At 71.9% G+C, this 20,941-nt stretch carries 16 protein-coding genes; 7 read left to right on the plus strand and 9 right to left on the minus strand.

What is annotated here, in order from left to right:
- Positions 1-76: 76 nt before the first annotated feature.
- The 3 genes from nirB to IE134_RS11105 all read left to right on the plus strand — a co-directional run bounded on the left by nirB (position 77) and on the right by IE134_RS11105 (position 4,426).
- Positions 77-2,704 carry a nitrite reductase large subunit NirB gene (gene nirB / locus IE134_RS11095; RefSeq protein ID WP_189430339.1) on the plus strand — a complete coding sequence of 876 codons (2,628 nt, stop codon included), beginning with the start codon at positions 77-79 and terminating at the stop codon, positions 2,702-2,704.
- Complete coding sequence (gene nirD, locus IE134_RS11100) at positions 2,704-3,063, plus strand: nitrite reductase small subunit NirD (protein WP_030708129.1); 360 nt, start codon at positions 2,704-2,706, stop codon at positions 3,061-3,063. The genes nirB and nirD overlap by 1 nt, the downstream gene beginning before the upstream one ends.
- A gap of 196 nt (positions 3,064-3,259) precedes the next feature.
- Complete coding sequence (locus IE134_RS11105) at positions 3,260-4,426, plus strand: alkaline phosphatase PhoX (RefSeq protein WP_189430341.1); 1,167 nt, start codon at positions 3,260-3,262, stop codon at positions 4,424-4,426.
- A gap of 66 nt (positions 4,427-4,492) precedes the next feature.
- Here the strand turns inward: IE134_RS11105 and IE134_RS11110 are convergent, their stop codons facing one another.
- The 5 genes from IE134_RS11110 to dusB form a co-directional block, all read right to left on the minus strand.
- Positions 4,493-4,897, minus strand: a complete 405-nt coding sequence (locus IE134_RS11110) for a VOC family protein (protein WP_030708133.1) — start codon at positions 4,895-4,897, stop codon at positions 4,493-4,495.
- A gap of 130 nt (positions 4,898-5,027) precedes the next feature.
- On the minus strand, positions 5,028-6,065 hold the full coding sequence (locus tag IE134_RS11115; RefSeq protein WP_030708135.1) for an ArsR/SmtB family transcription factor: 1,038 nt from the start codon (positions 6,063-6,065) through the stop codon (positions 5,028-5,030).
- 679 nt (positions 6,066-6,744) lie between these two features.
- Positions 6,745-9,456 (minus strand): pyruvate, phosphate dikinase, encoded by a 2,712-nt coding sequence (ppdK, locus tag IE134_RS11120; protein WP_097982297.1) that lies wholly within the window; start codon positions 9,454-9,456, stop codon positions 6,745-6,747.
- Between the two features lie 365 nt (positions 9,457-9,821).
- Complete coding sequence (locus IE134_RS11125) at positions 9,822-10,097, minus strand: hypothetical protein (RefSeq protein ID WP_229823490.1); 276 nt, start codon at positions 10,095-10,097, stop codon at positions 9,822-9,824.
- Between the two features lie 198 nt (positions 10,098-10,295).
- A complete protein-coding gene (gene dusB / locus IE134_RS11130; RefSeq protein WP_098019575.1) occupies positions 10,296-11,444 on the minus strand; it encodes a tRNA dihydrouridine synthase DusB in 1,149 nt (382 codons plus the stop codon).
- A 207-nt stretch (positions 11,445-11,651) separates the two neighbouring features.
- Here dusB and IE134_RS11135 point away from each other — a divergent pair, with 207 nt between their 5' ends.
- Positions 11,652-12,077 (plus strand): VOC family protein, encoded by a 426-nt coding sequence (locus tag IE134_RS11135; protein WP_030708143.1) that lies wholly within the window; start codon positions 11,652-11,654, stop codon positions 12,075-12,077.
- 19 nt (positions 12,078-12,096) lie between these two features.
- Here IE134_RS11135 and IE134_RS11140 read toward each other — a convergent pair whose 3' ends face one another.
- Positions 12,097-12,987, minus strand: coding sequence for an MmyB family transcriptional regulator (locus IE134_RS11140; RefSeq protein WP_010064223.1), 891 nt, complete (start codon positions 12,985-12,987; stop codon positions 12,097-12,099).
- A gap of 206 nt (positions 12,988-13,193) precedes the next feature.
- Between IE134_RS11140 and IE134_RS11145 the strand changes: the two genes are divergently transcribed.
- On the plus strand, positions 13,194-14,588 hold the full coding sequence (locus IE134_RS11145) for an MFS transporter (RefSeq protein ID WP_189430456.1): 1,395 nt from the start codon (positions 13,194-13,196) through the stop codon (positions 14,586-14,588).
- Between the two features lie 28 nt (positions 14,589-14,616).
- On the opposite strand, the gene IE134_RS11150 is transcribed toward IE134_RS11145, so the two are convergent.
- Positions 14,617-15,195 (minus strand): TetR/AcrR family transcriptional regulator, encoded by a 579-nt coding sequence (locus IE134_RS11150; protein ID WP_030708147.1) that lies wholly within the window; start codon positions 15,193-15,195, stop codon positions 14,617-14,619.
- 69 nt (positions 15,196-15,264) lie between these two features.
- On the opposite strand from IE134_RS11150, the gene IE134_RS11155 reads away from it, so the two are divergent.
- Entirely contained in the window at positions 15,265-16,158 is an 894-nt protein-coding gene (locus tag IE134_RS11155; RefSeq protein WP_126931378.1) for an NADP-dependent oxidoreductase, read from the plus strand.
- Between the two features lie 20 nt (positions 16,159-16,178).
- On the opposite strand, the gene IE134_RS11160 is transcribed toward IE134_RS11155, so the two are convergent.
- Positions 16,179-17,153, minus strand: a complete 975-nt coding sequence (locus tag IE134_RS11160; RefSeq protein WP_030708151.1) for a glutaminase — start codon at positions 17,151-17,153, stop codon at positions 16,179-16,181.
- Between the two features lie 358 nt (positions 17,154-17,511).
- Here IE134_RS11160 and IE134_RS11165 point away from each other — a divergent pair, with 358 nt between their 5' ends.
- Positions 17,512-18,201, plus strand: a complete 690-nt coding sequence (locus IE134_RS11165; RefSeq protein WP_189430343.1) for a nucleotidyltransferase domain-containing protein — start codon at positions 17,512-17,514, stop codon at positions 18,199-18,201.
- A 56-nt stretch (positions 18,202-18,257) separates the two neighbouring features.
- Here IE134_RS11165 and rph read toward each other — a convergent pair whose 3' ends face one another.
- Positions 18,258-20,936 (minus strand): rifamycin-inactivating phosphotransferase, encoded by a 2,679-nt coding sequence (gene rph / locus IE134_RS11170; RefSeq protein WP_189430345.1) that lies wholly within the window; start codon positions 20,934-20,936, stop codon positions 18,258-18,260.
- Between the last annotated feature and the right edge of the window lie 5 nt (positions 20,937-20,941).

Raw genomic sequence — 20,941 nt, forward strand, 5'->3', positions numbered from 1 at the left:
AAACAGCCGGGATGCGGCCGGGTAACACCTCCCGCCCAGGCTCGGGGCATGAGGACAACCGACGGAGGCCACTGAGATGCCGGAGCCCACCTTCGAGCCGCGCACCACCGCCGCCGCCTCGAACGCCACCCCGAACGCCCAGGCGCACACCGCCGTTCCGACGATCGTGGTCGTCGGGCACGGCATGGTCGGCCAGCGGTTCCTGGAGGCCCTGGCCGAGCGCGGGCTGACCCCGGCGGCCGGCGGCGCCCGCGTCGTCGTGCTCTGCGAGGAGCCCCGGCCCGCCTACGACCGGGTGCGGCTCACCTCGTACTTCGCCGGGCGGAGCCCCGAGGACCTCTCGCTGGTCGAGCCGGACTTCATGGCCCGGCACGGCGTCGAGCTGTACGTCGGCGACCCGGCGACGGCCGTGGACCGGGCGGGGCGGACGGTGACCGCGCGGTCCGGGGCGGTGTTCCCGTACGACACGCTGGTGCTGGCGACGGGCTCGTACCCCTTCGTGCCGCCGGTGCCGGGGAAGGACGCCCGGGGCTGCTTCGTCTACCGGACGATCGAGGACCTGCTCGCGATCGAGGAGTACGCGAGGGGCGCGGCGACCGGTGCGGTGGTCGGCGGCGGGCTGCTGGGTCTGGAGGCGGCCGGGGCGCTGAAGGGGCTCGGGCTGGCCACCCATGTCGTGGAGTTCGCGCCCCGGCTGATGCCGGTCCAGGTGGACGAGGGCGGGGGCGCGGCGCTGCTGCGGACGATCCAGGACATGGGTCTGAGCGTGCACACGGGGGTCGGTACGCAGGAGGTCACCGCGGGCGAGGACGGCGCGGTGACCGGGATGTCCCTCTCCGACGGGTCCTCGCTCGCCGTCGATCTGGTCGTCTTCTCGGCGGGCGTACGGCCCCGGGACCAGCTGGCCCGGGAGTGCGGCCTCGCGGTCGGGGAACGCGGCGGGATCGTCGTGGACGAGGAGTGCCGGACCTCCGATCCGGCGGTGTTCGCGATCGGCGAGTGCGCACTGACCGCCGACGGCCGGGTGTACGGCCTGGTCGCGCCGGGCTACGACATGGCCCGGACGGCGGCCGAGGTGATCGCGGGCGGGCGGTCCGCGTTCACGGGGGCGGACCTGTCGACGAAGCTGAAGCTGCTCGGGGTGGACGTGGCCTCGTTCGGCGACGCGCACGGGGCGGCCGAGGGCTCGCTCGACGTCGTGTACTCCGACGCCCGGGCGGGGGTCTACAAGAAGCTGGTGATCGGACCGGACGGGACCCTGCTGGGCGGGGTACTGGTCGGCGACGCGGAGCAGTACGGCACGCTGCGGCCACTGACGGGCACCGTACTGCCCGTCGCACCGGAGCAGTTGGTCCTGCCGGCCGGTTCGGGCGGCGGACCGGTGTCGCTCGGCCCCGGCGCGCTGCCGGACGAGGCGGTGATCTGCTCCTGCCACAACGTGACCAAGGGCGCGATCTGCGAGCACACCACGCTGCCCGAGGTGAAGAAGTGCACCAAGGCCGGTACGGGCTGCGGCAGTTGCCTCAAGGTGATCGGGCAGCTGATGCCGCCGCCGGAGGATTCGGGGCTGTGCGGCTGCTTCCCGTACAGCCGCAGCGAGCTGTACGAGATCGTCCGCACCCTGGAGGTCACCTCGTTCGCCGAACTGCTCGACTCGCACGGCCGCGAGGAGGCGCGGGGCAGTGACGGCTGCGAGGTCTGCAAGCCGACGGTCGGCTCGGTCATCGCCTCGCTGGCGCCCACGGTCGGCGCGAGCGGCTATGTGCTGGACGGCGAGCAGGCGGCGCTCCAGGACACCAACGACCACTTCCTCGCCAACCTCCAGCGCAACGGGTCCTATTCGATCGTGCCGCGCATCCCGGGCGGTGAGATCACCCCGGAGAAGCTCATCGTCATCGGTGAAGTGGCCCGCGACTTCGGCCTCTACACGAAGATCACCGGCGGCCAGCGCATCGACCTCTTCGGCGCCCGGGTGGACCAACTGCCGCTGATCTGGACCCGCCTGGTCGACGCGGGCTTCGAGTCCGGGCACGCGTACGGGAAATCGCTGCGCACGGTCAAGTCCTGTGTGGGGCAGACCTGGTGCCGCTACGGCGTGCAGGACTCGGTGAAGATGGCGATCGATCTGGAGCTGCGCTACCGGGGCCTGCGCTCCCCGCACAAGCTGAAGTCGGCGGTCTCCGGCTGCGCCCGCGAGTGCGCGGAGGCCCGGGGCAAGGACTTCGGGATCATCGCGACCGCCCAGGGCTGGAATCTGTACGTCGGCGGCAACGGCGGAGCCACCCCGCGCCACGCGGACCTGCTGGCCCAGGACCTCTCCGACGCCGAACTGGTGCGGCTGATCGACCGGTTCCTGATGTTCTACATCCGCACCGCCGACCGCCTGGAGCGCACCTCCGCGTGGCTGGAGCGGATCGACGGCGGCCTGGACCACGTCCGGGACGTGGTCGTCCACGACTCGCTGGGGCTCTGCGAGGAGCTGGAGCGGCTGATGGCCGACCATGTCGCGGGCTACCGCGACGAGTGGGCGGAGACCATCAACGACCCGGAGCGGCTGCGCCGGTTCGTCACCTTCGTCAACGCCCCCGACGCCCCCGACCCCTCGGTGAGGTTCGTTCCGGAGAGGGACCAGATCAAGCCGGATCTGGAACTGCTCGCGGGACCCGTCCTCGCCGTCCGCACCCTCGAAGGGACCGCATCCTGATGGCTACGGCGACGATCACGACAGCGCGGGGCACCGGATCCGTCCGGCTCGCCCACGGCGAGGACTGGCTGACGGTCTGCGAGCGGGGGCTGCTGATCCCCGGCCGGGGGGTGGCGGTGCTGCTGCCGGACGGGGACCAGGCGGCCGTCTTCATGGACCGGTCCGGCCAGGTGTACGCGATCGGCAACCGGGACCCGTTCACCGGGGCGTACGTCCTCTCGCGCGGGCTGCTCGGCTCGGCGGGCGGGCGGCCGTTCGTGGCCTCACCCCTGCTGAAGCAGCGCTTCGACCTGGCGACGGGGGCGTGCCTGGACGACGAGGAGGTGTCGGTGCCGGTGTTCGCCGTACGGGCGGACTGAACCGGACAACGGGAAAGGCCGGGGCGGGAGGGCGCAGCCCGGCCCCGGCCCGGAAGCCGGAGGGGTGGCCTGCGCAACCCCTCCGCCGCCCGTTCATCTTCATTTGACGTTCCGTCAACTCTGCACTCCTACAGTCCTGACGCGCGACCCGCCGGTCCGTCCGGAGCGGCGGGCCACACTCATGCGTGGAGTGATCGTGGAACGTCGGAACTTCTTGCGCACCGCGGTGATCGGCAGCTCGGCGGCGGCCTTCGGCGGCACCCTGTGGCGGGGCGCCGCCTTCGCCGACCCGGCCCAGCCGGCCCCCGGCCCGTACGGCACCCTCCAGGCGGCCGACGGCAACGGCATCCAGTTGCCGAGCGGCTTCACCAGCCGCGTGATCGCCCGCTCCGGGCAGACCGTGCCCGGCACCTCCTACCGCTGGCACAGCGCGCCCGACGGCGGGGCGACCTACGCCGACGGCTCGGGCTGGATCTACGTCTCCAACGCCGAGGTGTCCCCGAGCAGCGGGGGCGGGGCGAGCGCGGTGCGGTTCAGCTCCTCGGGGACGGTGACCTCCGCGTACCGGATCCTGGGCAACACGAACAACAACTGCGCGGGCGGCGCCACCCCGTGGAAGACCTGGCTCTCCTGCGAGGAGGTCACCCGGGGGTACGTCTACGAGACCGACCCGTGGGGCGTGAACGCGGCTGTGCGGCGCCCGGCGATGGGCCGCTTCAAGCACGAGGCGGCGGCGGCCGACCCGGACCACGGCTACGTGTATCTCACCGAGGACGAGAGCGACGGCCGCTTCTACCGCTTCCGGCCCACGGCCTGGGGGAATCTGTCGAACGGCACGTTGCAGGTGCTGGTCGCGGGTACGGGCACCTCGGGTCCGGTGACCTGGGCGAACGTACCGGATCCGGCCGCCTCCTCGACGCAGACGCGGCACCAGGTGTCCGGGGCGAAGGTGTTCAACGGCGGCGAGGGCTGCTTCTACGCGGCGGGCACCTGCTGGTTCACCACCAAGGGCGACAACCGGGTGTGGGCGTACGACGCGGCCACCTCGTCGATCTCGCTCGCCTACGACGACTCGCTGGTGACGGGCGGCTCCGCCCCGTTGACCGGGGTGGACAACGTCACCCGGTCCGGGTCCGGCGACCTCTACATCGCGGAGGACGGCGGGAACATGGAGATCTGCCTGATCACGCCGGACGACACGGTGGCCCCGTTCCTGCGGATCACCGGCCAGTCCGGTTCGGAGATCACCGGTCCCGCGTTCTCGCCGGACGGCAGCCGCCTCTACTTCTCCTCGCAGCGCGGGACGAGCGGCAGCTCGTCCGGCGGTATCACGTACGAGGTGAAGGGGCCGTTCCGCAGCTGACGCGGACGCCCGCGTGCGCCGGGGCTCCCCCGTGCCCCCGGCGCACGCCCTCGCGGGTCGGGCGGCTCAGCCCTGGGCGGCGGCCTCGTCCATCCACATGACCTCCCAGATGTGGTGGTCGGGGTCCTGGAACGAGCGGCCGTACATGAAGCCCATGTCCTGCGTCTCGCCCGCCGGGAACCCGCCGGAGGCCAGCGCGGCGTCGACGATCTCGTCGACCTTCTCGCGGCTGTCGGCGCTGAGCGCGAGGATGACCTCGGTCGCCTTCGAGGCGTCGACGATGTCCTTCTTGGTGAAGTCCTTGAAGCGCGGCTCCGTCATCAGCATGGCGAAGATCGTGTCGCTGATCACCAGACACGCGGTCTTGTCGTCGCTGAACGCCGGGTTGGTCGTGAAGCCGAGCTTCCCGAAGAAGCCCACCGTCGTCTCCAGGTTCTTCACCGGCAGGTTCACGAAGATCATCTGAGCCATGGTCGTTTCCTCTTCCTCTGTCCCGTGGCGCCCTCGGTGTTCCGTCCGGCGCTTTCGATGGTTAGACGGCGGGGCCGCGCAGAACTCATCGCCGTCGGCAGAAGAATTTCCCGGAACCTCAGGCGGGGCCCTAGTGGAGGGTGAGCGGGGCTCCGCCGCGCAGCAGGGAGCCGCCGAGCGGCGTCAGCGTGTGGAGGACCGAGCTGCCGTGGCGCAGCGTCAGGACGAGGCCCGCCTCGCGCAGCACGGAGGCGTGCTGGCTCGCGGACGCCAGCGACACCCCGGCCCTGCGGGCGAGTTCGCTGGTGGTGCAGCCCGTCCCTATGGAGGAGAGGACGGCCGAGCGGGTGTGCCCGACGAGCCGGCCGAGCCAGGGGCCCGGCTCGGCGAAGACGGGGGCGCCGGGGTTGGCCACCGGGTAGACGAGGACCGGCGGGAGGGAGGGGTCCCGGTAGACGACGGGCGCGCCCCGGCAGAAGAAGGACGGCTGGAGCAGCAGCCCGCGCCCGTCGAGATACAGATCGCGGTCGAAGGGGTAGTCGGCCTCCAGCACGGGTGAGCGCCAGCGGATCGACGGCGGCAGGGTGGCCAGCAGCTCGTCCGTGCCGCCGTCCAGCAGGGCCCGGCCGCGCACGGCCCGGTCCGCCTCGACGCTGGCCCGGATGTGCGGCCAGTAGGGCTCGACGGCCGCCTGGTGGTAGCTGCGGAGCGCGCTGATGAGCCGGGTGAGCGGTTCGGCGTGGCCCTCCATGAGCGCGGCGGGCAGCGCCGCGCCGGCCCGCCCCGCCCCGGCGGCCCGCTGACCGACCGACCGGTCTGCCCGCTGCCGGGTCCGGCCGGCGGCCAGCAGCTCCAGCTCGGTGTGGACCCGGTCGGCGGGAGTGTCGCGCAGGGCCTCGATGCCGGTGTCGAGTCCGAACGGCTCGGCGCCCTCTTGAGAGGGCGTCAGGAAATCCGGGAAATAGCCGCGGGGCGGAACGACCGCCGCCAGCAGCTGTGCTTCACCATTCAACCGCGCCCGGGATTCCGTACGCCATTTCCCGAACACCGTCGAAGCACGCCGGTCCCTGAGCCGGTGGAAACTCAGAATGGTTTCCCACAAGGCGTCCGGTCTCGTGGCCATCCGCACCCGCGAAAGGTCCAGCCTGGACACATGGATCCGCAGCACTACTCCCCCACCTGTTGCATTCTGTTGCATCCGCAATTGCCCCCACCGAAGGGTATGCGGACCGTCACAGGAGGTCACCACGGGGTTTCGGCCAGAAGTGAAAGGCCTCGCCCCGTTCCGCTTCACCGATGAGGCTGTACGACGTCGGGTACGCATCCGGTGCCCACCGGATGAGCACGTGAAGGCCGTGGGGGGCTTTGTGTGTTCGGCGGCGGTGGGCGACGGTGCGGCTCCGTACCCGACGGGGGTAAGCCGGGTGCGGTCCATGGGTGGGGATCCATGGACCGCACCCCGGTCCCGCTTCCCGCCCTTCACCCGAATTTCTTTGCGCATTAAACGAAGCAATGTGCTCTGCGCCACATTCTTCGCGCTCCATTCGGTGCGCGCTCCTGACGACTTCTCCGGACCGCCGGTCATTTCCGCGCACACCCCTCCCGTACCGCCGGTCACTTCCGGTCGGCGCAAAGCGAAGCGGCGGCACCCCCGCACAGGGTGCCGCCGCTTCTCGGTGCTCCGGGGCCGCCGCCGGGCCGGTGCGCCCGGTGAGGGCCGGGCTCGGCTTCCGGGGCGGTCCCGGAGGGGCGGGCCGCTCGGCGGCCTCGGTCGGTGGGCAGGGCTGTTCGTGCAGCCCTGCCCCTGAGGTCCGGGGTGTTCGTGCACCCCGGACCGTGAGTCCGGGTCAGCGGCTGTCACTGCCCCGGGACTCGGCTGCGGCCCGGCCCGCCTCCAGGCGGGCTACGGGGATGCGGAACGGCGAGCAGGAGACGTAGTCCAGGCCCACCTCGTGGAAGAAGTGCACCGACTCCGGGTCTCCGCCGTGCTCACCGCAGACGCCGAGCTTGAGGTCCGGGCGGGTGGCCCGGCCGGCCTCGACGGCGCTGCGGACCAGCGCGCCGACGCCGTCCTTGTCGATCGTCTCGAACGGGGAGACCCCGAAGATGCCCTTCTCCAGGTACGCGGTGAAGAACGAGGCCTCCACGTCGTCGCGGGAGAAGCCCCACACCGTCTGGGTCAGGTCGTTCGTGCCGAAGGAGAAGAACTGCGCGGCCTCGGCGATCTGGCCCGCCGTCAGCGCGGCGCGCGGCAGCTCGATCATGGTGCCGATGGTCAGCTTGAGGTCGGTGCCGGTGGCGGCCTGGACCTCCTCGATGACCCGGTCGGCCTCCTCGCGGACGATCTCCAGCTCCTGGACCGTACCCACGAGCGGAATCATCACCTCGGCGCGCGGGTCGCCCTTGGCGTTCTTGCGGTGGGCGGCGGCCTCGGCGATCGCCCGGACCTGCATGGCGAACAGACCGGGGATGACCAGGCCGAGGCGCACGCCGCGCAGGCCCAGCATCGGGTTCTGCTCGTGCAGCTTGTGCACCGCCTGGAGGAGGCGCAGGTCGTTCTCGTTGGCGTCCTTGCGGGACTCCGCGAGCGCGACGCGGACCGACAGCTCGGTGATGTCGGGCAGGAACTCGTGCAGCGGCGGGTCCAGGAGGCGGACGGTGACGGGCAGTCCGTCCATCGACTCGAACAGCTCGATGAAGTCGGCCTTCTGGAGCGGCAGAAGAGCGGCGAGAGCGGTCTCGCGCTCCTCGTCGGTGTCCGCCAGGATCAGCTTCTCGACCATCTCGCGGCGCTCGCCGAGGAACATGTGCTCGGTGCGGCACAGGCCGATGCCCTGGGCGCCGAAGCGGCGGGCCCGCAGGGCGTCCTCGGCGTTGTCGGCGTTGGCCCGTACGCGCAGCCGGCGTACCCGGTCCGCGTACGCCATGATCCGGTGCACGGCGGCGACCAGTTCGTCGGCGTCGTCGGCGCCCGCGTGCATGCGGCCCTCGAAGTACTCGACGACCGGGGACGGTACGACGGGGACCTCGCCGCGGTAGACCTTGCCGGTGGAGCCGTCGATCGAGACGAGGTCGCCCTCCTCGATCACCGTGCCGCCGACCGTCATCCGGCGGCGCTTGGTGTCGACCTCCAGGTCCTCGGCGCCGCAGACACAGGTCTTGCCCATGCCGCGCGCCACGACCGCCGCGTGGGAGGTCTTGCCGCCGCGCGAGGTGAGGATGCCCTCGGCGGCGATCATGCCTTCGAGGTCGTCGGGGTTGGTCTCGCGGCGGATCAGGATGACCTTCTCGCCGGAGCGGGACCACTTGATCGCGGTGTACGAGTCGAAGACGGCCTTGCCGACGGCGGCGCCCGGGGACGCGGCGATGCCCCGGCCGAGCAGCTCGGTCTTCGCCTCGATGTCGAAGCGGGGGAACATCAGCTGGGCGAGCTGCGCGCCGTTGACCCGCTGGAGGGCCTCGGCCTCGTCGATCAGGCCCTGGTCCACGAGCTGGGTGGCGATACGGAAGGCGGCGCCGGCGGTGCGCTTGCCGACCCGGGTCTGGAGCATCCAGAGCTGGCCGCGCTCGATGGTGAACTCGATGTCGCAGAGATCCTTGTAGTGGTTCTCCAGGGTCTCCATGATCTGCATGAGCTGGTCGTACGACTTCTTGTCGATCGACTCCAGGTCGGCGAGCGGCACCGTGTTGCGGATACCGGCGACGACGTCCTCGCCCTGCGCGTTCTGGAGGTAGTCGCCGTAGACGCCCTGGTGGCCGCTGGCCGGGTCGCGGGTGAAGGCGACGCCCGTACCGGAGTCGGGGCCCAGGTTGCCGAAGACCATCGAGCAGACGTTGACGGCCGTGCCGAGGTCGCCGGGGATGCGCTCCTGGCGGCGGTAGAGCTTGGCCCGGTCGGTGTTCCACGAGTCGAAGACCGCGTTTATGGCGAGGTCCATCTGCTCGCGCGCGTCCTGCGGGAACTCGCGTCCGGCCTCGGACTCGACGATCTTCTTGAACTGCTTGACCAGCTTCTTCAGGTCGGCCGCGGCGAGGTCGGTGTCGACCGTGACCTTCTTCGCGTGCTTGGCGGCCTCCAGGGCCTCCTCGAAGAGCTCGCCGTCGACCCCGAGGACGGTCTTGCCGAACATCTGGATGAGGCGGCGGTAGGAGTCCCAGGCGAAGCGCTCGTCACCGGACTGGGTGGCGAGACCGGCCACCGAGGCGTCGGAGAGACCGATGTTCAGGACCGTGTCCATCATGCCCGGCATGGAGAACTTGGCGCCGGAGCGGACGGAGACCAGCAGCGGGTCGTCGGCCTGGCCGAGCTGCTTGCCCATGCGCTCTTCCAGCGCCTTGAGGTGCGCACTCACCTCGTCGCGCAGCGCGGTCGGCGCGTCGCCGCTCTCCAGGTAGACCTTGCAGGCCTCGGTGGTGATCGTGAAGCCCGGAGGGACGGGCAACCCGAGGTTGGTCATCTCGGCGAGGTTGGCGCCCTTGCCGCCCAGAAGATCCTTCAGATCCTTGTTGCCCTCGGTGAAGTCGTAGACGAACTTCTGGGGATCTTTGTTTTCCGACACGGGTCTCGACTCCTCGAGGACGCGGTGGCTGCCCTGACGGCGAGGAACATACCCAGATCGAAGGTGTATGGGTACGTCCACTTGGTCGTCATACGGCCGCAACCACCCGTCCGCCAGCAGATCGAAAGGGTCGCCCGGCCGAAGCGCAGGAATCCTTGCCTTCACCTCCTGAAGGCGGCATGGCTGAAACTTGACCATAGTCGCTCACCTGAGCGGGACCCGGAGCAGGTGAGTCCACTTCTCGAAGGCAAGAGGGTGGCACTGAGTGCCACGTCTTCCAGAAGTGCAGCCAGCCACTTTTCGCTCATCTGAGCGCAACCCCGATCAAGGGTGGCGTGAATCACGCCCGATTCGGACCCCGGATTTCAGGATCCGGACGCCTCGGGACGCCTCAGGCAGTCGCTGAGCACCCCGAGATCCACCTCTTCCAGGCTACGGGCGAAGGTCCTCCCCCGCGCGGGATCGACCGGCAGGAGCGAGGGCACCACCAGCACGGCACACCCTGCGGCGTGCGCGGACGCGGTGCCGTCCGGGGAGTCCTCGACGGCCACACAGGCCGAGGCGGGGCCCGGGGGCGGCGGGGCGCCCGCGTCGATCTTGCAGGGGAAGGAGCCGGTGAGCTCGGCGGCGACAGCGGGCAACCCGTCCGCCGTCCCTCCCGTCACCGCGATCAGATGAGCGGCGGTGTCGGCGACGGGCCGACCGGGGGCGCGTACGCACTCGGCCGCCGGGCTCGGGGCGCGTACCGCGAGCGGAACCGGCCGCAGGGGCGGGTACGCGCTCAGCCTCGGAGACGTACGCCAGCGGGCCCGGCCGCAGGAGTCCGGCAGCGTACGGGCTCAGCCGCCGGAGGTGTCCAGCTCGGCGTCGGCGCTGATGCCGGCGCAGTCGTACGGGTCCTTGAGCCAGCCGTCCGGGAGGACGACCCGGTTGTTGCCGGAGGTCCGCCCGCGGGGTCCGTCGGCGCCGTCCGGCCAGGGCTGGTCGAGGTCCAGCTCGTGCAGCTGGCCGCCCAGCTCCTCCAGCGAGGAGGTGACGGCGAGCTTCTTGCGCATCTCGGAGCCGACCGCGAAGCCCTTCAGATACCAGGCCACGTGCTTACGGAAGTCGATGACGCCGCGCGCCTCGTCGCCGATCCACTCCCCCAGCAGCGTCGCGTGGCGCACCATGACGTCCGCGACCTCGCGCAGAGTGGGCGCGTGCCGTTCGCCGCGCCCCTCCATGGCGTTGACCAGATCGGCGAAGAGCCAGGGCCGCCCGAGGCACCCGCGCCCGACGACGACCCCGTCGCACCCGGTCTCGCGCATCATCCGCAGGGCGTCGTCGGCGCACCAGATGTCGCCGTTGCCGAGGACGGGGATCTCGGGGACGTGCTCCTTGAGCCGGGCGATGGCGTCCCAGTCGGCGGTGCCGCCGTAGTGCTGGGCGGTGGTGCGCCCGTGCAGGGCGACAGCGGTCACCCCCTCCTCGACGGCGATGCGCCCGGCGTCGAGGAACGTGAGGTGGTCGTCGTCGATGCCCTTGCGCATCTTGATGGTGACGGGAAGGTCCCCGGCGCCCGAGACGGCTTCCCTGAGGATGGCCCGCAGCAGGGGCCGCTTGTACGGAAGCGCGGAGCCGCCGCCCTTGCGGGTGACCTTGGGGACGGGGCAGCCGAAGTTCAGGTCGATGTGATCGGCGAGGTTCTCGTCCACGATCATGCGGACGGCCTTGCCGACGGTGACCGGGTCCACTCCGTACAGCTGGATCGAGCGCGGGGTCTCGGTCGCGTCGAAGTGGATGAGCTGCATCGTCTTCTCGTTGCGCTCGACCAGCGCCCGCGTGGTGATCATCTCGCTGACGAACAGCCCCTTGCCCCCGGAGAACTCCCGGCACAGCGTCCGGAACGGGGCGTTGGTGATACCGGCCATCGGGGCCAGCACGACCGGCGGCTGCACGGTGTGCGGGCCGATACGGAGCTGCGGGAGGGCGGGGGCGAGCGTGGTCATTGCTCCATTGTCGCGTACGCCGGAGGGTGGCGGACCGGGCTGTGTTCGCGATGCCGCCATCGGGCGGTTTCCGCCCATGCGCCGGACGTCGAGAATCGAGCGGCGGCTCCGTCCCAGAAGCAGATGCAGGAGCAGAAGCAGGAGCGGAAGCCGCAGCAGCGGACCGACTGCACGACCGAGAAGGAGTCCCCCGTGACCGTTCTTCGCATGGACAACGTGGCCGTCGTCGTCGACGATCTGGCGGCCGCAACCGCCTTCTTCATCGAGCTCGGCCTGGAGCTGGAGGGTGAAGCGCAGGTCGAGGGAGCCGTGCCGGACCGGATGACCGGCCTCGACGGGGTCCGCAGCGCCATCGCGATGATGCGCACCCCGGACGGCCACAGCAGGCTGGAGCTGACCAAGTTCCTCGCCCCGGCGGCGGTCGGCGCCGGGGCGGACGCCCCGGCGCCCAACACCCTGGGCCTGCACCGGGTGATGTTCGCGGTCGACGACCTGGACGACACGGTCGCCCGGCTGCGCGGCCACGGCGCCGAACTCCTCGGTGAGGTCGTGCAGTACGAGGACGCCTACCGCCTCTGCGACCTCCGCGGCCCTTCGGGGATCATCGTCGCCCTGGCCCAGCGGCTCGGCTGACCGAAGCCTCCCGACGGCGTCACCGGTCGCCGTCCACCGCGATGCGGTGCAGCCGTTCCAGCCGGCTCCGGGTCTCCTCGTCCACCGGCGGATAGCTCACCAGGCGCGGCCCGCTGGACGGGCCGAGCCAGAGGTTGGTGTGCTCGACGTGGAGCAGTCCCACCTGCGCGTTGCGGATGTACTTGGTGCGGCCGCGCTGGTCGACCACCTCGTGGCGGCCCCACACCTCGCGGAACTCCGGTGATCGCGTCTCCAGCCGGTGCAGCAGCGCCTTCCAGGCCGGCTCGGCGAGATGGCCGGCCATCGAGGCACGGAACTTGGCGGCCATCATGCGGGTGACCTCGGGCAGGTCGACGATCGAGGCACGCCAGTCGTCATGGGTGAAGGCCAGGAGCAGGCAGTTGCGGTCCTCGGGTGCCACCGCGTCCAGGTCGCAGAGCAGCCGGGCGTAGGTGCGGTTGTAGGCGAGGACGTCGTACCGGCTGTTCTGGACGCAGGCCGGAATGGGGTCCAGCTGCTCCAGCATGGTCCGCAGCGCCGGGGTGACGGTGGGGCACTCCGTGCCGGGTGCCGGGTCCGGAGCCGCGGCGAGGGCGAAGAGATGGGCGCGCTCGCTCGGGTCGAGCAGCAGGGCGCGGGCGAGGGCGTCCAGCACCTGGGCGGAGACCTGGATGTCCCGGGCCTGTTCGAGCCAGGTGTACCAGGTGACCCCGACCGCCGAGAGCTGGGCGACCTCTTCCCGGCGCAACCCCGGGGTGCGGCGGCGCCGTCCCCGGACGAGGCCCACCTGCTCGGGGGTGATGCGCTCGCGGCGGCTGCGCAGGAAGGCGGCCAGCTCGTGCCGCCGGATGTCGGACGGGGACTCCGTGCTGTCCGGTGCGAGCAGGGGGTCGGCTGCCATGGTCGTCATGCCTCCAGCGTGCGGGGTCTCGCCGCCTGTTGCCAGGTACTCCTGGTACCAGGATAAGAAGACTCTGGTACCAGGCTGGGATCGGCGGGAGAGTCGATGGCGTGAGTGAATCATCCGTACACACCTCTCCTCGTGCGGCTTCCGGACCGGCCCGGGCGACCCCCGCCGGCCAGGAACCCGTCCGCCACCACGACCACCCCACGCCCGTGCTGGGCGCGCTCGGCCTCTTCACCGTGCTGCTGGGCGCGGCTCTCCCGCTCATCGACTTCTTCATCGTGAACGTCGCGCTGCCCACGATCGACCGCGATCTGGACGCGGGCCCGGCCATGCTCGAACTCGTCGTCGCGGGCTACGGTCTCGCCTACGCCGTGCTGCTGGTCCTCGGCGGACGGCTCGGCGACATGGTGGGCCGCAGGCGGCTGTTCCTCATCGGCATGGCCGCCTTCGGGATCACGTCGCTGGCCTGCGGGCTCGCTCCGGACGCCTGGACGCTGGTCGGCGCCCGGGTGGCGCAGGGCGCGGCCGCCGCGCTGATGCTGCCGCAGGTGCTGGCCACGATCCAGGCGGCGACGCGGGGACCTCGCCGGGCCCGGGCGATGAGCCTGTACGGGGCGACGGCCGGGCTGTCGATGGTCGCCGGCCAGATCCTGGGCGGGGTGCTGGTCGCCGCCGCCCCGATGGCCTCGGTGTTCGGTGAGAGCGCGGGCTGGCGGTCGGTGTTCCTGGTGAACGTCCCGGTGGTCGTGGTGGGTCTGGTGCTGGCCGCCCGCGCGGTGCCGGAGACTCGCTCGGACCGCCCGGCCCCGGTCGACGTACCCGGAACGCTGCTGCTCGCCCTCTCCCTGGTCACCCTCCTCGCCCCGCTGACGGAGGGCCGGGCGGCGGGCTGGCCGCTGTGGACCTGGCTCTCGCTGGCCCTGTTCCCCTTCTCCGCGTACGCCTTCTACCGGGTGGAACGCCGGGCCGACCGGCTGGGCCGGGTGCCCCTGGTCCCGCCGAGCCTGCTGCGGCTGGACTCGCTGCGGCGGGGCCTGACTCTGGTGGTGCCGTTCTCCATCGGCTTCGGCGGCTTCATGTTCGTGATCGCGGTGGCGCTCCAGCAGGGCCTGCGGCTGGGCCCGGCCGCGGCCGGACTCTCGCTGGCCCCGATGGCCCTGGCCTTCTTCGGCGCCTCCCTGGCGGGCCCGCGCCTGGTACGCCGGTACGGCACCCGGGTGGTCACGGCGGGCGGCCTGATCCAGGCGGTGGGCGTGGTGGTCCTGGCGCTGACGGTGCACTACGCCTGGCAGGGCCTCGGCATCTGGGGCCTGCTCCCGGGGGTGGCGATCGCGGGCCTCGGCCAGGGTCTCCAGCTCCCCGTGCTGTTCCGGATCGTGCTCTCCGACGTACCGCCGGAGAAGGCCGGGGTGGGCGGCGGCGTGATGACGACGACCCAGCAGGCGGCGCTGGCCCTCGGGGTGGCCACGCTGGGCACCCTGTTCCTGGCGCTGGTGCCGACCCTGGGCATGCGGGACGCGCTGGTCGTGACCTTGCTGGCGCAGTTGGCGGCGGTGGCGCTGACGGTGGGGCTGAGCCTGCGGTTGCCGCGCACGGTGGGATGAGCGGGCCGCGGCGTGGGCCGCGTCCGGATCAGGCGAGGCGCGAGGCGTCCCAGGCCGCCTCGATCATCCGGAAGACCTCGTCCACCGCGTCCCCCGGCTCGGCCGCCTCACAGGCCAGCGCGAAGGCGTCGATCACGAACCTCGCGATGGTCCGGCAGGCCGTCGACGTCTCCGGTACGCCGAGTTCGGCGGCGATGGCGATGGCCAGCGCGTCCGCGTGGCGCAGCCGCATCGACTCCTCGTAGTCCCGCAGTGCCGGTGAGGACACGATCAGGCTCCGGACCGGAGCGGCCTCGGGTGCCGTGCAGTGGCGCACCATGGCGTGGATCTCCTGGCGCAGCGCCGGGATCAGCGGCTCGCCCGGCACCCGGTCGGCGACCGCCCGCACGAGGCCGCGCTCGAACCCCTGGTCGCGCTCGAAGACCAGCGCCTCCTTCGCGGCGAAATGCGAGAAGAGGGTGGTGACGGCCACATCGGCCTCGGCGGCCACGTCCCGGATGCCCACGTCGTCGTAGCCGCGTTCCAGGAAGAGACGCAGAGCGGTGTCGGCGATCTTCTGGCGGGTCGCGGCCTTCTTGCGCTCGCGGCGCCCGGACGGCTCGATCATGCGCTGACACTACCAAATACAAAACAACAACCGATCCAAAACCCTAACGGTTAGTGTTACGGTCGGCGCATGAAGAAAGTGAGCTTCGCCGAGTTCGGCGGCCCCGACGTCCTGCACCTCATCGACGCCGAGGAGCCCCACGCGGGCCCCGGCGAGATACGCATCTCCGTACGCGCCGCGGGGGTGAACCCGGTCGACTGGCGCATCCGCGAAGGCCAGGTCCTCGGAGCACATCCGACCCAGCTGCCGTCAGGGGTGGGCCTCGACGCCGCCGGAGTGGTGGACGAGGTCGGCGAGGGCGTCGGCGGAGTGGAGGTCGGCGACCCCGTGTTCGGCGAAGGGTCCAGTACGTACGCCGAGTTCGCCGTGCTGGGGGCCTGGGCCCGGATGCCGGAGGGCCTGGCGTTCGAGGAGGCGGCGGGGTATCCGTCGGTGGTGGAGACCGCGCTGCGCGTCATCCGCGAGGTCGGCGTAAGGACCGGCCAGACCCTGCTGGTCAGCGGCGCGTCCGGCGGCGTCGGTTCAGCGGTTCTGCAGATCGCGCGCGAGCGGGGCATCAAGGTCATCGGCACGGCCGGCGCTGCCAACCAGGACTATCTGCGCGGCCTGGGCGCGCTCGCCACCACGTACGGCGAGGGCTGGGCCGAGCGGGTGCGCGGCCTCGGCCGCGTCGACGCGGCGCTCGACCTGGCGGGCTCCGGCGTGATCCGCGAGCTCGTCGAACTGACCGGAGACCCGCAGAAGGTGGTCAGCATCGCGGACCTGGACGCGCCGGAGTCCGGCGTCCGCTTCTCCGGCGTGGCGGGCAGCGTGCCGGACGCGCTGACCGAGGCTGCCGCACTCATCTCGCGCGGCAGGCTGCACATCCCGGTCGAGAAGTCCTACGCACTGACGGAGGCCGCGGCCGCCCACGCCGACAGCCGGGCGGGCCACACCCGGGGCCGCCGCGTCATCGTCATCTGATACAGCCGGAGAGCGGCGCGTCAGAAGACGGACAGACCCGTGAGCGTGGTGAACCGGTCGAGCGCCGCCACGCCCGCCACCGAGTTGCCGCGCCGGTCGAGCCCCGGGCTCCACACGCACAGGGTGCACTCCCCGGGCACGATGGCGATGATCCCGCCGCCGACGCCGCTCTTGCCCGGCAGCCCCACCCGGTAGGCGAACTCCCCGGCCGCGTCGTACGTCCCGCAGGTGAGCATGACCGCGTTGACCTGCTTCGCCTGGCTGCGGGTCAGCAGTGCGGACCCGTCGGCCCGGACCCCGTGCCGGGCGAGGAACCCGGCGGAGAGGGCCAGATCCGCGCAGGACGCCTCGATCGAGCACTGGCGAAAGTAGGCGTCGAGCAGTTCGGGCACCGGGAGCGTGACGTTGCCGTAGGAGGCCATGAAGTGGGCCAGCGCGGCGTTGCGGTCGCCGTGGGCCGCCTCGGAGGCGGCGACGTCCGGGACGAAGTCGATGGCCGCGTTGCCGCTCTCCGTACGCAGCAGCTCCCGCACCTGCCCGGCGGCGTCCCCGGTCAGCGCCTGCAGCCGGTCGGTCACCACCAGAGCGCCCGCGTTGATGAACGGGTTGCGGGGGATGCCGTTCTCGTACTCCAGTTGCACCAGGGAGTTGAAGGGGTTGCCCGAAGGCTCACGGCCCACCCCCCGCCATATCCGCTCGCCGTCCAGGGAGAGCGCCAGGGCCAGGGCGAAGACCTTGGAGATGGACTGCGTCGAGAACGGCTGCCGCCAGTCCCCGACCCCGTACACGGTCCCGTCCGGCTCGGCGACGGCCATGCCGAAGCGGCGGGGGTCGACGCCCGCGAGCATCGGTATGTAGTCGGCGGGGGTGCCGTGGTCGTCGCGGGCGGCCATCTCCTCGGCTATCCGGCTGATGACGGCACTGAAGCGGTGCGCACCGGCGGGCGGGGCGGCAGCGCTGCTCGCCGGGACGGCGGCGGCGGAGGCGTGGGACACGGCGATTCCTGACGGGGAGCGGAGCGGGCCCCGGCGGCCGGGGCGGGGCCGGGGAGAGCGCCCACAGTCTGCCCGCCCACCGGAAGCAGCCCAAATGTCCCGCGTGCCCCGGCCCCGCCCGCACCCTTGGCGCGACGCCCCGCGCCTCGTCCGCGTGCCGTGCCCGCGCCCGCACGGCTCACCCGTGGAGGCCAGGCCTCACGGCTCACATGCTCGCGAAGATCGCGCCCAGGACCATGCCGCCGACCAGTCCGATGGCGCTGACCGGCCTGACGTTCGGGTGCCCCCCAAGTCCCTTGCCCACAAGCCTGTTTACTCGCGGGAGCAGTTCCGACGCGGGCGCTGCTAGCGTGCAGCGATGAGTGAGCGACGACCGCCGGGCGGCGAAACGGGACGCCCCCTTCCCGCCGATGAGCACCTACCCGATGGCGGCACGGAACTGTCGCCCAGCGAGATCGAGGCCCTCGACTCCCGGTGGGCGTCCGCCTGGACTCCGGACGAAGTTGCGCGGCGGCTGGCCGGGGTCCGGGCACCGTGGTGCGTGGCCGCGGGCTGGGCGCTGGACCTGTTCCGCGGCCGGCAGACCCGGGCGCACGGGGACATCGAGATCGCGGTCCCGGCCGGGCGGTTCCCCGAGGTGCGCCGCCGCTTCCCCGGCTACGTCTTCGACGCGGCGGGCAGCGGCCGGATCTGGGAGGACGCCGCGCCGGACGTGCTGGCCGCCGTGCACCAGACGTGGGTCCGCGATCCCGCCACCGGCGACTACCTGCTGGACGTGTTCCGCGAGCCGCACGACGGCGACACCTGGATCTGCCGCCGCGACGAGAGCATCCGGCGCCCGTACGACGAGATCGTCCACCACACCCGGGACGGCATCCCGTACCTGGCGCCCGAGCTGGTCCTGCTGTTCAAGGCCAAGCACGCCCGCCCGAAGGATCAGGCGGACTTCGACGCGACGGTCCCGTACCTGACCCCGGAGCAACGCGCCTACCTGGGGCGGCTGTTGAACCGCGTCCACCCGGGGCACCCCTGGTCGGCGGGCCTGTAGCCGGCGGGCCTGCAGTCCGCGCGCCACCCACTCCCGCCGACCGCTCCCCCTCCCCGTCAGCCCAGGATCTCGACGTACCCGTCCGTTCCGTGCACGCGGATGCGCTGTCCGTCCCGGATCAGCCGGGTGGCTTGGTCCACGCCGACGACGGCGGGCAGTCCGTACTCGCGGGCGATCACCGCGCCGTGGGTCATCAGGCCGCCCACCTCCGTCACCAGCCCCGCGACGCCGAGGAACAGCGGGGACCAGCTGGGGTCGGTGAACCGTGTGACCAGGATGTCGCCCTCTTCGAGCTCGGCGTCGGCCAGGTCGAGAATGACGCGCGCCCGCCCCTCGGCGCTCCCGGTGGAGACCGGGAGACCGGCCAGCGCTCCCGCCGGCACGTCGTCACGCCGGTACGCGCCGTTGACGGCCTCGCCGTCCGAGGTCAGCACCCGGGGCGGGGTGAGCGCCTCGTACGACCGGAACGCTTCCTTGCGCCGCGCGATGAGCCGGGGGTCGGCGCGGCGCGAACGGACGACGTCCTCCAACTCCTGGAAGGTGAGGTGGAAGACGTCCTCCCGCTCGTCGAGCACGCCGTCCCGCACGAGCCGCCCGGCCTCCTCCAACAGCGCCTGCTTGTACAGGAAGTAGCGGCAGACGATGCCGTACTTCGGGTACTCCCGGTATCCGGCGAAGGCCCGTACCTGGTCGATCATCCGCTTGGTCGCTTCGGCCTTCCGCTCCCCGCCCGGCAGGGCCCGCAGCCGGGCCAGCACGTCCTGCTCGGTCCGGAGCGCCCGCAACCGGCCCTGCTCGAAGCGGCGTTCGGCGGCGCCGGGCCCGAAGTTCCGGATGTTGTCGAGGATCAGCGGGACCAGCGTGGCGGGGCGCTCGCTCCAGCGGGGCCGCGCGATGTCGATCTCGGCGACGCAGCGCATGCCGTAGCGGCGGAGGTACGTATCGATCGCTTCGCGCGCCGCGCTGCCGCCGGGCAGTTTCACGAGCCCGTCCAGGAAGCCGTCGCCGTGGGCGTCGTCCTGGACGTCGGTCAGGAACGCCACCACCTCAGGGTGCGGGCGGATCGCGTCGGCCACGTCGAGCAGGTCGAGACCCATCTCGGACGTGATGTTGCCGGGGGCCGAGAGCGTGAGCGCGTCAGCCGCGTTCTTCTCGCCCAGCCACTCCCCCAGCTTCTCGTTGAGCCACCAGGTGGCCTCCATCCCCGCCATGATCGCCCGCATGCTCAGCGGGTCGCTGAGCACGCGCTTGTGCTCCTCGAAGGCCTCCGCCAGGAAGTCGAACAGCTCCGGACCGCTCTTCGTCCGGATGTCGCGTTCCAGGGCGGCGACGGACGTCTCGCTGCGTTCGACCAGTTCCGCGACGATGGCGGGATCGGCCTCGGCCACCGACGCCTGGGGTGCGCCGCCCGCAGGAGGGCCGACGGGGCCCGCCTGGCCCGCGGCGCCTGCCTGGTCCGTGTCCGGAACCGGCAGTTCGAACTCGTCCCGCTCCAGAACCGTTTCCAGTGCGTCCCGGACCAGCGGATCGCCCTTCCCCATGACGTCCAGGAGGGCGGCGCGGGACGCGGGCGAGGCGAGCCGCGGGGTGACGTCCACGAACAGCCGCCCGCCGGCCTCGTGCATCGGCACCATGGCGGTGCGCTGCCACATGGACCAGCCCAGCGGCTTCATGGCGTCGGTCATCATCTGCTGATGGCCGACGGAGACGTAGACGCTCGGGGTCCGGCGCTCCACGGCCTCCGGTACGGGGTCGGGGACGGGGAACAGCGTCGTGATCGGCCGGCTCTGCACGATCCGGAAACCGTCGTCGGTCAGGCACCACTCGATGTCCTGCGGACACCCGAAGCGGTCCTCGATCCGCCGCCCGAGCCGTACGAGCTCCACGACCTGCGCATCGGTCAGCGCCGGTCGCTCCTGCTGCCGCGGTTCGACCGTCACCTCCCGCGTACCGCCACCCGGCAGAGCGTGAACGGCGCGCTGTTTGACGGCGATCGTCCTGGCGACGACCGCGTCGTCCCGCACGGTGAAGACGTCGGGGTTCACCAGCCCGGAGACCAGCGCCTCGCCGAGCCCGAACCCGGCGTCCACGGTGGCGGTCCGCCGGTGGCCCGTGACGGGGTCGGCGGTGAACAGGACCCCGGACGCGTCCGGGAGGACCATGCGCTGGACGACCACGGCCATCCGGACCGTACGGTCGTCGATGCCGCTGCGCCGCCGGTAGATCACCGCCCGCTCGGTGAACAGCGACGCCCAGCACCGGCTGACGTGCCGGAGGACCTCCGCGGGCCCGACGACGTTCAGGTACGTGTCCTGCTGCCCGGCGAACGAGGCCGTCGGCAGGTCCTCCGCCGTGGCGCTGGACCGCACGGCGTACGCGGCCTCCTCGCCGAGCCGGGCGACCGCGCCGGTGATCCCGGCTGCGAGGCCGTCGGGGATCACCGCCTCTTCGACGGCCCGCCGCAGCTCCGCGCTCAGTGCCCGGACCGCCTGCCGGTCGTCCGGGTCGGCGCCCGCCAGCCGGTCGAGCAGCGCCTCGACCTCCGGAGCCCGTTCCACGACCCGCCGGAAGGCGTTCGTCGTCACGCAGAAGCCGTCCGGCACCCGGACACCGTCGAGCCGGGAGAGCTCACCGAGATGGGCCCCCTTCCCGCCGACGAGCCCGGCCTGATCCTCGCCGACCTCGCCGAGACCCAGCACGGTCTCGCATCCTTCGTCGAACCTCGTGTCGCGCACGTCGT

It is taken from the genome of Streptomyces rubiginosohelvolus, assembly GCF_014649875.1.
GTDB lineage: Bacteria > Actinomycetota > Actinomycetes > Streptomycetales > Streptomycetaceae > Streptomyces > Streptomyces rubiginosohelvolus.